The organism is Chryseobacterium sp. SN22, from assembly GCF_008329705.1.
GTDB lineage: Bacteria > Bacteroidota > Bacteroidia > Flavobacteriales > Weeksellaceae > Chryseobacterium.
Window position 1 is genome coordinate 39,943 of sequence record NZ_VTSX01000005.1, and the last position, 14,850, is coordinate 54,792.

The window sequence follows — 14,850 nt, forward strand, 5'->3', positions numbered from 1 at the left end:
AGTTTTACTGTAATCCAAAATCACCACCATGAATTTCAACCTTATTAAAAATACAGCAGTAATCGGTACAATGGTCATACTGTCGGTAAATTTCAGTGCGCAATCGTATCAGAAAACAGATTCAGGGTTAAAATTCTCGGCTGATCATATAAATGTTGAAGTCAGATTGTATGGTGAAAATACGGTCAGGATCATTAAATATCCTGCCGGAAAATCATTTGAGAAAAACAGTTTGTCGGTTATTAAAAAAGAACAGAAAACTAAATTTTCAGTTTCAGAAAGCAAGAATATTATTTCATTAAAAACGAATGATTTAAATATTCTGATTGATGTTGAAAATGGAATGATTACCTATACATCAGCCTCGGGAAAAGAATTGTTGAAGGAAACCGGAAGCGATCTTAAACCGTTTAATGATGCCGGGAATCAAACCTATTCTGTTTCACAATCTTTTCAGCTGGAAAAAGACGAATCGATCTATGGCCTGGGGATTTTACAAAACGGGAAAATGTCCCAGCGGAATACGGATGTCAAGATGACCCAGAATAATACCTGGGATTTTGTGCCGTTTTTCCAGTCTGTCAAAGGCTACGGCATCTTTTGGGATAACTATTCTCCTACGCAGTTTACCGATACCCCGCACAAAACCTCTTTCTCTTCAGAAGTAGGCGAAGGTGTGGATTATTATTTTATCTACGGAAAAAATGCCGACGGCGTGGTGGCTGGAATGCGGAACCTGACGGGAAATGTACCGATGCTCCCGCTTTGGACCTACGGCTACTGGCAGAGCAAAGAACGCTACAAAAGCCAGGATGAATTAGTAGATGTCGTGAAAAAATACCGGGAATTAAAAGTACCACTGGATGGGATTATCCAGGATTGGCAGTATTGGGGAAACAATTACCAGTGGAACGCGATGGATTTCATCAGCCCCGATTTTCATGATGCCCAAAAAATGATGAAGGATATCCATGACAGGAATGCACATCTTTCTGTTTCAATATGGTCGTCATTCGGGCCGATGACCAACCCTTACCGGGAAATGGATCAGAAAGGAATGCTGTTCAACTTCAAAACCTGGCCGGAGTCGGGAAGGGAAATCTGGCCTCCCGATATGAATTATCCCTCCGGGGTCCGCGTGTATGATGCCTATAACCCTGAAGCAAGGGACATTTACTGGAAGTATCTTAACAAAGGCCTTTTCAGCCTCGGCGTAGATTCCTGGTGGATGGATTCTACCGAGCCGGATCACCTGAGCCAAAAACCGGAAGATTTAGATACTAAAACTTACCTTGGTTCATTCCGGAAAGTGAGAAATGCATATCCGCTGATGGCAGTTGGCGGGGTCTACGATCATCAGCGCGGAACAACTGGCGATAAAAGGGTTTTTATCCTCACGAGATCGGCTTTTGCCGGCCAGCAGAGATACGCAGCGAATACCTGGTCGGGCGATGTCAACTCTTCTTGGGATATGCTGCGTAATCAGGTTCCTGCGGGATTGAATTTCAGCCTTACGGGAAACCCGAATTTCAATTCCGATATCGGCGGCTTCTTTGCCGGAGTCTACAAAAGAAACGGAGGTGCCAAAAACCTGCTGTTTCAGGAATTGTACGTTCGTTGGCTTCAATACGGCACTTTCACCCCGATGATGCGTTCTCACGGGACCGACGTTCCAAGAGAGATTTATCAGTTTGGACAGAAAGGCGATGTGGTGTACGATGCGATAGAAAAGTTTATCAGGTTGAGGTACAGCATGCTCCCGTATATCTATTCTGTTTCCCATGACGTTTCCAAAAACAACTCGAGTTTTCTCAGGGCTTTATCGATGGATTTTTCTTCAGATAAAAAAACATGGGATATCAATAATGAATACCTTTTCGGGAAATCATTTTTAGTAGCTCCCGTTCTCCATGCGCAGTATACTCCGGAAAAAATCATCACCACCGATGAAAACGAAGGATGGGACAAAAAACAGGGAAGCGTGGAAAATGCGGTTTCCAAAGTAGATTTCACACAAAACAAAACCGTAAAGGTCTATCTTCCGGCCGGCGCAGATTGGTTTGATTTCTGGACGAATGAAAAACACAAGGGCGGTCAGGAAATTGAAAAATCCGTTAATCTTCAAAGCATTCCGTTATACGTAAAAGCGGGATGTATTATTCCTTTTGGTCCTGATGTACAGTTTGCCACGGAGAAAAAATGGGACGATCTTACAGTTAGAATTTATCCGGGAACCGATGCGGATTTCATCTTGTACGAAGATGAATTCGACAATTACAATTATGAAAAGGGAGCCTCTACCGAAATTCCTTTTTACTGGAACGAAAAATCAAAAACCCTGACGATTGATACCCGGAAAGGAAAATTTAAAGGAATGATTGAGAAACGAAATTTCAACTTAATTCTTCCTGATGGTCAGCAGAAAAGGGTGGATTATTCAGGTGGAAATGTTCAGGTGATTTTTAATTAATGATGATGCTTTAAAGCCTTTAATAAAATTAAATCAATATGAAAGCCTATAAAAATATCAAGATAATTTTCCTGTTTTGTTTCTTTGGAAGCGGAATTCTTTCTGCCCAGCAGACTTCGGGAATCACAGAAAGTATTATTTCAGATGATAAAGGCTTTCCCCTGTTTTCAAAAGAAGGAAAAGTGGCAGACTTGTTTTATGACCAATCAGAAAATTTTGTTGTCATCCGTACCGTAAAAGATTTACAGTCGGATATTCAAAAAGTGACCGGAAAATTACCAAATCTTTCAGCAACAGAGACTTCCGGCGAATTTGAAATCATCATCGGAACGGTTGGAACCAATAAGCAGATTGATAAACTGATTTCATCCAAAAAAATCAATGCCAAAGATTTGAAAGGAAAATGGGAAAGTTTCGTGATAACGACCATAGAAAATTCAAAATCCAAAAAACAACTTGTTATTGCAGGAAGTGATAGAAGAGGAACTATTTACGGGATTTATGAAATCTCAAAACAGCTCGGCGTTTCACCCTGGCATTGGTGGAATGATGTTCCTGTTCAGAAACGTTCTTCTGCATATGTTGTACCGGGATATTTTGCTTCTGGTGAGCCAAAAGTGAAATACCGCGGGATTTTTATCAATGATGAAGAGCCTGCTTTCGGAACCTGGGCAAGAACGAAATTCGGAGGTATCAACAGCAAAATGTATTCGCATATGTTCGAACTTTTGCTGCGTCTCAGAGCCAATTATCTTTGGCCTGCCATGTGGGGCAAAGCCTTTAATGAAGACGACCCGCTTAATCCGGAAGTAGCCGATGAATATGGAATTGTAATGGGAACTTCACATCACGAGCCGATGATGCGTGCCCAGAAAGAATGGGGAAATCACCGCAAAGAATACGGAAACGGAGAATGGAATTACCACACCAATAAAGAAGCGATTCTGAAATTCTGGGAAGACGGGTTCAATCGTAATAAAAATTATGATCATCTCGTAACAATGGGAATGCGTGGTGACGGCGACGAACCAATGAGCGATTTGGGAAGTGCCGAAGCCAACTTTAAACAGCTGGAGCAGATCATGAATGACCAGAGAAAAGTCATTGAAAAAGTATCGGGAAAATCTGCAAAGAAAACACCTCAGCTTTGGGCTCTGTACAGTGAAGTGTTGGAATATTATGATCAGGGAATGAAAGTTCCGGACGATGTCATTATTTTGCTTTGTGATGACAATTGGGGAAATGTGCGACGACTTCCCGAACTGAATTCCAAAAAACATCCGGGCGGTTACGGAATGTACTATCACGTCGATTTACACGGTGCGCCGAGAGCCTATCAATGGCTGAATATGACGCAGATTCCGCATATATGGGAACAGTTGCAGTTGACGTACAGCTATGGCGTTGATAAAATCTGGATTCTGAATGTCGGAGATTTAAAACCGAACGAATATCCAATGGATTTCTTCCTGAATATGGCGTGGAATCCCACTTCTTTTACACAGGATAATCTTGAAAATTATTCGGTGAAATTTGCAGAAGAACATTTTGGAAAGACCGATGCAAAGGAAATTGCAGAAATCATTAATCTTTACTGTAAATACAACTCAAGAGTTTCGGCAGAAATGCTGAATGCTAAAACCTACAATCTTCAAAGCGGTGAATTTTTGCAGGTAAAAGATGCATATTTAGCTTTGGAAACGAGAGCTTTGAGACAATTCATCAATTTAGATGAGGCTTACAAAGATACCTATAAGCAGGTTGTCCTGCATCCCGTTCGTGCGATGGCGAATCTTTACGATATGTATTATGCCGTCGCAATGAACCACAAATTGGCGGATGAAAAAGACCTGAAAGCCAATGAGTGGGCAGATTATGCCGATGAATGTTTCGCCAGAGATGCAGAATATACAAAGGATTATAACCTCAATATTTCCAACGGAAAATGGAATCATATGATGGACCAGACGCACATTGGCTACAAATCCTGGGACGAACCGAAAGAGGGAAATATCAAGCCAGCCGTCTACAGAATTACGAAAGAAGAAGCAAAAACAGGCGGTTACATTTTTGAAGAAAGAAACGGTGTCGTTGCAATGGAAGCCGAACATTTCTTTGAAGTTAAAGCTTCAGCAAATACAAAATGGACGGTCATTCATGATCTGGGAAGGACGCTTTCCGGGATTGCATTGATGCCTTACACGGAAAAAACTACTGGTTCAGCGATAACCTATCAGTTTAATCTGAAAACTCAACCTTCCAAGGTGAAAATTCATTTCATTTTTGATTCCACGCTTCCGTTTAAAAAAGGTGGACACAGTGTAAAGGCTTATCTCGGTAAAAACAATTCAAAAATCATCGGTCTTAATCAGGATTTGACCTGGGCAAACAATTATACCAAAATGTATCCTGCCGCAGCAGCAAGAATCGTAGAAAAAGTTGAAACATTCGTTGTTCCGGCAAATCAAAACGGCAATTTTATTTTGACAATAGAACCTCTTGACCCTGGAATTGTACTGCACAAAATCATCGTAGACAATGGCGGTTATGAAGAAACGTATTTGAAAATGGATGAAAGTCCTTATAAAAGATAAATCATAAAGTCCCAACGGGACGAGTTAAAATAGAATAGGATGAAATCCTATTAACATAAAAAGACAAGATTATAATTATGAAGTTATTTAAAAATATTTTAGTTTTTTCAATATTAATTTTTACTTCAAATCTGGATTTTGCTCAGAGTGAGACATCAAAAGTTTCAGCCCAAAGAGAATTCCGGTATACCAACCCGATTACCAGAGATTCTGCCATTTCTATGCGCGACCATTTCATCATTAAGGTTGATGATTTGTGGTATTGCGTGGGAACTTCCAATCCTGTCTGGGAAGGCAAAAATCCGGGGGTCCGGATGTTGGTTTCAAAAGATATGGTGAATTGGAAACAGCATTCTTTTATCATTGATGCTAAAAAACTTCCAAAAGACTGTCCTTATGACGGCCGCTTCTGGGCTCCCGAAATTCATTTCATCAAAGGAAAGTATTATTTGATTGTCAATAGCGGAAAGGTAACCAAGGAAGACCCGAAAGGAATGGCGACCCACAGCATTTGGCTGTTTTCGGCTGATAAAGTGACGGGTCCTTATAAACTGTTGAACGGTCCGCTTATTCCACAATATAACAACGATGCCACTTTGTTCGAGGACGACGATGGTCAGGTCTATCTCTATTGCAGTGGAAACGGATTGTTTCAGGCTAAAATCGACCTGAAAACAGGAAAGCTTACCACCCCGATTCAAAAATTTCTGGATAAAAAACAGCCGGGCTGGCCGGAATGGATGGTTGGCGGAATCGAAGGACCTTTCGTGACGAAAAAAGAAGGAACCTATTTTATGTTTTTTTCCACGTGGACAAGAGGCTATGAAGTTGGTTTACTGAAATCAAAATCACCTTTGGGCCCCTGGGAGCTTGCTTCGCCACAACCGATTTTCGGAACCCGCAAAAAAGCCTACAGACAGCAAATGGCAAAAGATGGAGGTTACGAAAATTTGCAGTTTACAGATACCGAAGACCCTTATCAGGAAACAGGGCACAATGCCTTATTCATCGGTCCGGACGGAAATCTCTGGAATTCCTGCCATTATTTTATGGATGAAAAACGACCGTATCCGTATAGTCAGACCTTCGAGTCTTGGGAACTGGGTCCGCAAATGGGAATCGAGCCGGTACATTACAGAAACGGGATGTTCTATATCGACGGACCAACCTGGACGGAAAAAATCATTAAATATTAAATTAAAAATCAATCATGACAAAAACATATTTAAAATATATATTGAACGCAGGTTTAATGTTTGCAGGATGGTCACTGGCTGCCCAGAATCCCATCATCCAGACCAAATTCACCGCAGATCCTGCGCCGATGGTGTATAAAGACACGGTTTTTTTGTACACCAGCCATGATGAGGATGATGCTTTCGGGTTTAAAATGAAAAACTGGCTGCTGTACACTTCTACGGATATGGTCAACTGGACCGATCATGGCATCGTAGCTTCCCTGAAAGATTTTAAATGGACGGATCCGGAAAACGGAGCCTGGGCCCCTCAGGTTATTGAAAGAAACGGCAAATTTTATATGTATTGCCCGATGCCCAATAATATGGGAATTGGTGTCCTGGTGGCAGAGAGTCCGTACGGACCTTTTACAGACCCCATAGGAAAACCGCTGATCAAAAATTCTTTGGATGACATTGATCCTACCGTCTTTATCGATGACGACGGGCAGGCTTACCTCTACTGGGGTAACCCTAACCTCTGGTATGCGAAGCTGAACGAAGATATGGTTTCGCTCGCCGGACCCATTACCAAAGATCCTTCGTTCGCCAAGGTAAAAGATGCTCCTGATCCTTTCCACTATCAGGAAGGGCCCTGGGCATGGAAAAAAAACGGCATCTATTACATGGCCTATGCTTCCAAATGCTGTCCTGAAGGAATCGGGTATGCAATGGCGAAGTCACCGGTCGGCCCCTGGAAGTATGGTGGTGTAATCATGGATGGTGATCAGCGGTCCAGCGGAAATCATCCCGGAATTATCGATTTCAAAGGAAAATCATATGTTTTCGGGTTCAATCACATGCTCAGGATGCAGACCATGAGCAAGCATTATGAACGCCGGTCTGTCAGTGTCACGGAACTCACTTACAATGCAGACGGAACGATCCGGAAGCTTCCTTTCTGGACAGCGGACGGCGCAAAGAGAGTCGGTACCCTTAATTCCTATCAAAAAGTAGAGGCCGAAACCATGGCATACAGCGAAGGCCTGAAAACGGAAATGGTGACGGAATGGGAACGTAATCAGCCGTATAACCGCGGTAAGAAAATTACCGATCGTATCATTGTCACTTCTATTAATCAGGGGGATTACATCAAAATACAGGGCGTCGATTTCTCAAAAGGCATACAGTCTCTGGACGTTAATGCCGCTTCCCTTCATGGCGGAAAAATAGAAGTACGCACCGATGCACTTGACGGGCCTTTATTGGGCACCGTACAGATTACCGGAAAAGGCGAGGGCGATCTGTACAAGACCATCAATACGCCCATGAAAAACAGTAAAGGCATCCATGATCTCTATTTTGTCTTTAAAGGAGATCAAGACCTTTTCTATTTCGATTGGTGGAAATTTAACCAAATGAATTAAAATAATGCTGAAGAATAAAATACTTATACTTTCCGCGGCTTTCTTATTGGCAGGCCAGATTTCTAAAGCCCAATCCACCGTATGGCTGGATAAGCTGGATCTTAATGTTGCCACACAGGGAAACGGGAAACCCGGAATCAATACTTCCGTAGACGGAAAGAAACTGACGATTTCCGGTAAAACTTTCGACCGCGGTTTCGGAACCCATGCCGAAAGCTCTTTACTCATTAAATTAAATGGAAAAGCGACTAAGTTCTCGGCTTTGGTTGGACTGGATGATGAAATGAAAGGGCACAAGCCCGCCGTGGAATTTGAGATTTACGGGGATAATAAAAAATTATGGTCCAGCGGAATCATGCATCTGGGAGATCCTGCGAAACCGGTTTCTGTTTCCTTAAAAGGGATTAAACAGCTGGAACTGGTGGTTACGGACGGCGGAAACGGACCCTATTACGATCACGCGGATTGGGTGGATGCCCGGTTCGAAACAACAGGCGTTTCCACTTTGGAAACCTTCAATCCAATCGCTTCGGAACTTTATATTTTAACCCCGAAACCTGCGGCGGTACCGAAAATCAATTCCGCAGGGATTTACGGCGTGCGTCCCGGTTCGCCCTTCCTCTTCAGGGTTCCGGCAACCGGAGACCGTCCGATGACTTTTTCAGCAGAAAATCTTCCGGAAGGATTGCAGATCGATCCTCAAACCGGAATCATTACCGGGAAAGTAAATACCAAAGGAACTTACAAAGTTGTCCTGTCCGCAGAGAATGCCAAAGGTACAGCCTCTAAAAAATTAAAGATCGAATGCGGCGACAAGATTGCCCTGACCCCGACGATGGGCTGGAACAGCTGGAACTGTTTCGGACATGAAGTATCAGCCGACAAAGTGAAGCGCGCTGCTGATGCTTTGGTTAAATCAGGGCTTATCAACCACGGCTGGAACTACATTAACATCGATGATTCATGGCAGTACAACCGGGACGGAAAAGATCCGTCTTTCAAAGGGCAGTTCCGGGATAAGTACGGGTATATTTTAACCAATTCCAAATTTCCGGATATGAAGAACCTGGGCGATTACATTCACTCGAACGGCCTCAAAATGGGAATTTATTCCTCTCCCGGACCGTGGACCTGCGGCGGATGTGCCGGAAGCTACGGCTATGAAAAGCAGGATGCCGAAATCTACTCCCGGTGGGGAGTCGATTACCTGAAATACGACTGGTGCAGCTACGGCGGCGTGATCGACGGTTTGCCGGATAACGACCTTAATAAAGTTCCGTCATTAGCTTTCAACGGCGGCGGCGATTTGGATAAAGGGGTAAAACCTTTTAAACTTATGGGCGACCTGCTGTACGGACAGCCCAGGGACATTGTCTATAATCTCTGCCAGTACGGCATGGGCGATGTCTGGAAATGGGGCGATGAAACCCATGCCCAATCCTGGCGTACCACCAATGATATTACCGATACCTGGGCCAGCGTGAAAAATATTGCCCTTGCCCAGGACAAAGCCGCTTCCTACGCCAAACCCGGCAACCGGAACGATCCGGATATGCTGGTTGTCGGCGTAGTCGGCTGGGGAAACCCGCACCAAAGCAAGCTGAAACCTGATGAACAATACCTTCATATCAGCCTTTGGAGCATTTTCTCTGCACCGCTACTGATCGGTTGTGACCTGGAGAAACTTGATGATTTTACCCTAAATCTTTTAACCAACGATGAAGTCATTGCCGTCAATCAGGATGCGTTGGGAAAACAGGGCGTTTGCCTGAATACTATCAGCGAACTGAAGATCTACGTTAAAGACCTTGAAGACGGCGGAAAAGCGGTGGCCTTTGCCAATTTCGGAAGGGAAAAAGTAAAGCTCGCTTATAAAGATTTTAAAAAACTGGGAATTTCCGGAAATCAGACGGTGCGCGATCTGTGGAGACAGAAGGATATTGCGAAAATCAATACCGGTACGGGAAATCTGGCACTGGATATTCCGGCGCACGGCGTGGCGTATTATAAATTTATTTCAAATAAATAATTAAAACTTGAATATCAGATAAATATCATGAAAAGCCATATCCAAACCAAGACCTTCCCAAAAGCCATTTTATGGATCGTTTTTCTGCTTGGAAACATCGGAGTTTCAGCAAATAACCTACTGGTAAAATCTCCGAATGGAAAGATTATGGTGAACGTTTTACATTCAGATTATTCCGGAAACGGAAGGTGGTTTTTGAATGTGAACTATAACGAGAACGGTAAATTAACAGAAGCCATTTCTGCCATTGATTTAGGGTTGATTCTTTCAGACAATATTTCTTTTGATAATATCATTTTTGTAAAAGCTTCAAAACCTATTCTGATCAGGGAAAATTATACCATGCCCCACGGGAAGTCTTCTCAGAGAACTAATCTGGGAAATGAAGTGGTTTTCACTTTTCAGAATCAGGAAAAGAAAAAAATGGAAGTTATCCTCCGGGTGTATAACGACGGTATGGCTTTCCGGTATTCATTTTCAGGAAAAGGAAATTTTACCGTTCAGGATGAACTGACTGCTTACACCATCAACAACGAAACCGCACGCTGGACCGAAAAGTGGAACCCTGCCAATGAAGGCTTGTATTCCGCGATGGCAGGCGATAAAACCCAGCAGGAAGAATGGGGCTATCCGGCTTTGTTCCGGACGAAAGAAAATAACTGCTGGTTTTTGCTGCACGAATCGGCTGTTGACGGAAATTACTGCGGTTCCAAACTGAGTAACAAATCTGATAAAGATACATATAAAATAACGTTTCCGGACCCGAAAGACGGCCGCGGAAAAGGAGAATCACTGCCTAAAATTACCTTTCCCTGGAAATCGCCCTGGAGAGTAATTATTATAGGAAACCTCAATGATATTGTGGCTTCCACGCTGGTTGATGATGTGGCCCCGCCTTCTGTTATCAAAAATACGGACTGGATAAAACCGGGAGCCGTTTCCTGGAACTATTGGTCTGATAACCATGGAACCAGAGACTTTAAAACGGTCTGCGCATTTGCCGATCTGGCCGTCGCCATGAACTGGCCGTACACCTTGCTCGATTGGGAATGGGATGCCATGGGCAACGGAGGCAATCTGGAAAACGCTTTGAAATACATCCGCTCCAAAGGCATCAAACCGTTGATGTGGTACAATTCCGGCGGCGACCATACCTGGGTTTCTTCCACTCCGAAAGACCGGATGCTCACCCATGAAAACAGAGTGGAAGAATTTTCCAAGCTCAGAAAATTGGGCGTTGCCGGCGTAAAAGTCGATTTTTTTGAGAGCGAAAAGCAGGACATGATTCAGTATTATATCGATATTCTGGAAGATGCGGCGAAGTTTGAAATGATGGTCTATTTTCATGGCTGCCTGGTTCCGAGAGGTTGGGCGAGAACCTATCCGAACCTGATGACCTACGAAGCCGTTCGCGGTGCCGAATGGTACAACAACGGCCCGGAATTTACCGCTACGGCACCTGTTCACAACACGATTTTGCCTTTTACACGGAATGTGGTGGGTTCCATGGATTACACGCCGGTCACCTTTACCAATTCACAGTTTCCGCATCTGACCTCATATGGTCATGAGCTGGCATTAAGTGTCCTGTTTGAATCTGCGCTTCAGCACTTTGTCGACCGGCCGGAAGGCTATTCTGACTTGCCGGATGCGCCCAGGGCATTTTTAAAAGAAGTTCCCACAAGTTGGGACGAAACGATTTTGTTGCATGGCTTTCCCGGAAAAGAGGCGGTGCTGGCAAGGAGAAAAAGCCAGAAATGGTACATCGGCGGGATCAACGGAGAAAATATCGAAAAGAACATCAAAATCACCTTTGATTTCTTAGAAAAAAATAAGAAGTATAAGTTAAGACTGATAAAAGACGGGAAGCACGATAAACAGCTGGTGACCGATGATATGGTAATTGGAAATACAGACTCCGTTACAGTGAAAGAACTGAGGAGAGGTGGTTTCGCTGCAGTAATTTCACCATTGTAAATTCAGCAATCTTAAATAATTATACAGTCAGAAAATTAAAATAAAAATTAATGAAAAATATAAAAACAATACTAACCTTGATAGCCTGCAGTCTGGGATCTGCGGTTTCCGCACAGAACCCGGTGATCCAGACGCACTTCACACCCGATCCGGCACCGATGATTTACAAAGGTAAGATGTATCTATATACCGGGGACGACCAGCCGGGATTCGATTTTTATACGATGACCAAATGGCATGTCTATTCATCAGACGATATGGTGAACTGGACCGATCACGGATCTCCGATTTCGCTTGAATCGTTCAGTTGGGCAAGAGACCGGGCATGGGCGGCACAATGTGTAGAGCGCAACGGCAAATTTTACTGGTATATCTGTGCGCAAACAGTGGACAACAATATGGCCATCGGAGTGGCCGTTTCCGATAGTCCGACCGGGCCGTTCAAAGATGCTCTGGGGAAACCTTTGGTAACTACAGGAACCTGGGACAACATCGATCCGACGGCTTTTATCGATGATGACGGGCAGGCCTATCTCTATTGGGGAAACAGCAAATTGTTGTACGTTAAACTCAATAAGGACATGACTTCCTTCAACGGGAAAATCACGGAAATTCCGCAGTCGGTGGAAGCTTTCGGCGGCATGAGACGGCCCGGGAAAAGCGATGAGGTCCTGCAGAAACAGGAAAAATTTGATGATGTCTATGTGGAAGGCCCATGGCTGTACAAACGGAATAAGCAGTATTACATGATGTATGCCGGAATGACCAATAGAACGGAATGCCTGTCTTACGCAACAAGTAATTCGCCAACCGGACCATGGAAATACCAGGGAAAAATCATGACCGACCAACCCACCAACAGCTTTACCAACCACGGCGGAATCATCGATTACAAAGGGAACTCCTACCTGTTTTATCACAACGCTTTATTGCCGAACGGCGGCAGCTACGGGCGTTCAACGGCCATTGAAGAATTTAAATACAATGCCGACGGAAGCATTCCGAAAATCAACATTACCAAAGAAGGCATACATCCTGTCGGAACGTTGAACCCATACCAGAGAAACGAAGCCGAAACCATGGCGTGGGCAGAGAAATGCACCACTTCCGAAAATAAGAAGACCGGCGTTTACGTTTCCGACACCCGGACCGGAGGCTACATCAAAGTCCGTGCAGTCGATTTTGGAAAAGGCGCATCTGAATTTTCCGCATCCGTAGCCGCAGGCATCGACGGCGGCATCCTGGAAGTTCATCTGGATGATGTAAAAGGCACTAAGATCGCCCAGATCGATATCCCGAGAACCGGCGGCTGGGAAGAATTTAAAACCCTGACTTCCAACATCTCAGAATACGTCTCGGGCATCCATGATTTGTATTTTGTCTTCCAGGGAAAAAACATCACCGCCGGAAGAAAGCTGTTTAACTTCGATCACTGGAGCTTTAAGAAAAAATAAATTAAAACACCTATATATCACGGAATAAAAAATTCCCCTCCCTCGAAGGAGTGGCGAAAATTCAAAGAATTTTTGACGGGGTGGTTTAAATAAAACCAAAAAGAGAACATTTAACCACAAATCGCAGGTTCGACGAAGTCAAAAGTCACAAAAGGCATTGATGCTGCATATTAAAGTTTAAAATATAATGGAGAAACAAGCCCGCAAAAGCTTTAAAAATCTTTGATTTTTAATCTCATGTACAAAATATAAAACTAAAAATCTAATGTGTCTCATGTGTTAAAAGCTTTTATGACTTTGTGATTATATAAAATGCACTTAGTGTTTAAAAAAATGAAATAGAAAATATGAAAAAGACCCTACAATCCATACTCGGCCTTCTCCTGATCGGATGTTCAGCGAATGTGCTCGCCCAGAATCCAATCATCCAGACCAATTACACCGCCGATCCGGCACCGATGGTCTACAACGGCAGGCTGTATGTCTATACGACTCACGACGAAGATGATTCCACGTGGTTTACGATGAACGACTGGAAAGTCTATTCCACCGACGATATGGTGAACTGGACCGATCACGGAACCATTCTTTCCTATAATGATTTCGACTGGGCCAAGCGTGATGCCTGGGCAGCACAGTGTGTCGAAAGGAACGGCAAATTTTTCATGTACGTTCCGATGTGGTCGAAAACCAACAATAAAGGCGCGATCGGTGTGGCGGTGGGCAACAGTCCGTTAGGGCCGTTTCACGATCCGCTGGGAAAACCCTTAGTACAGAGCGAATGGGGGGATATCGATCCGACGGTTTTTGTGGACGATGACGGGCAGGCCCACATGTACTGGGGAAACCCGAAGCTGAAATATGTGAAGCTGAATGAAAACATGATTTCCTATTCCGGCGATATCGTAGAAGTTCCGATGACCGCAGAATCTTTCGGCAAAAGGGACGGAAAAGAAAACCCGGAAAGACCTACGAAGTATGAAGAAGGTCCCTGGCTGTACAAAAGAAAAAAACTGTATTACTTGTTCTGGCCGGGCGGTCCGCTTCCTGAATTTATCGGCTATTCCACCAGCAAAAGTGCGCAGGGACCATGGAAATACGGCGGAATTGTAATGCCGACCGAAGGAAAATCCTTCACCAACCATCCCGGAGTCATTGATTTCAAAGGTAAAACCTACTTTTTCTACCACAACGGCGCGTTGCCCGGCGGAAGCGGATTTACGCGTTCCGTCAGCGTTCAGGAACTGGAATTTAATAAAGACGGTTCCATTTCGCCCATTAAAATGACGAATGGAATCACCAAAGCCATTGCAACCGTCAATCCGTACAGCTTCAACCAGGCCGAAACCATCGCCTGGTCGGAAAACGTAAAATCGTACCAGAACAAAGAAACCGGTGTTTTTGTCAAGGCTAAAAAAAGCGGCGCCTACACCCGTGTGAAAAATGTGGATTTCGGTAAAAAAGGAGCGGCGACGTTTTCCGCGAGGGTAGGAACCACGCACAATAGCGACGTAACGATGGATGTTCACCTGGACAGCCTTATCGGACCGGTGGTGGCTACGGTAAAAGTTCCGCTCACCGGCGGAGACGACCGCTGGGAAACCGTGAAAGCCGAAGTGAAGGAAAAAACAACCGGCGTTCACGACCTGTATTTTGTGTTTAACGGAAAAGCCGCAAAAGATGTTATGTTTTTCGATTACTGGACCTTTCTTGAAAATAAATGA

8 protein-coding genes are annotated in these 14,850 nt (G+C 44.0%); all 8 read left to right on the forward strand.

The window, feature by feature from the left end:
• Positions 1-28 precede the first annotated feature (28 nt).
• On the forward strand, positions 29-2,470 hold the full coding sequence (locus FY557_RS04455) for a TIM-barrel domain-containing protein (RefSeq protein ID WP_149246088.1): 2,442 nt from the start codon (positions 29-31) through the stop codon (positions 2,468-2,470).
• A gap of 38 nt (positions 2,471-2,508) precedes the next feature.
• Positions 2,509-5,064 carry a glycosyl hydrolase 115 family protein gene (locus FY557_RS04460; protein ID WP_149246089.1) on the forward strand — a complete coding sequence of 852 codons (2,556 nt, stop codon included), beginning with the start codon at positions 2,509-2,511 and terminating at the stop codon, positions 5,062-5,064.
• Positions 5,065-5,141: 77 nt separating this feature from the next.
• Positions 5,142-6,260 (forward strand): glycoside hydrolase family 43 protein, encoded by a 1,119-nt coding sequence (locus tag FY557_RS04465; RefSeq protein WP_149246090.1) that lies wholly within the window; start codon positions 5,142-5,144, stop codon positions 6,258-6,260.
• 14 nt (positions 6,261-6,274) lie between these two features.
• Positions 6,275-7,666, forward strand: coding sequence for a glycoside hydrolase family 43 protein (locus tag FY557_RS04470; RefSeq protein WP_149246091.1), 1,392 nt, complete (start codon positions 6,275-6,277; stop codon positions 7,664-7,666).
• Between the two features lie 4 nt (positions 7,667-7,670).
• Complete coding sequence (locus FY557_RS04475) at positions 7,671-9,695, forward strand: NPCBM/NEW2 domain-containing protein (RefSeq protein WP_149246092.1); 2,025 nt, start codon at positions 7,671-7,673, stop codon at positions 9,693-9,695.
• Between the two features lie 27 nt (positions 9,696-9,722).
• Positions 9,723-11,672, forward strand: coding sequence for a glycoside hydrolase family 97 protein (locus FY557_RS04480; protein ID WP_149246093.1), 1,950 nt, complete (start codon positions 9,723-9,725; stop codon positions 11,670-11,672).
• Between the two features lie 50 nt (positions 11,673-11,722).
• Positions 11,723-13,126 (forward strand): glycoside hydrolase family 43 protein, encoded by a 1,404-nt coding sequence (locus FY557_RS04485; protein WP_149246094.1) that lies wholly within the window; start codon positions 11,723-11,725, stop codon positions 13,124-13,126.
• A gap of 347 nt (positions 13,127-13,473) precedes the next feature.
• On the forward strand, positions 13,474-14,850 hold the full coding sequence (locus FY557_RS04490) for a glycoside hydrolase family 43 protein (protein ID WP_149246095.1): 1,377 nt from the start codon (positions 13,474-13,476) through the stop codon (positions 14,848-14,850).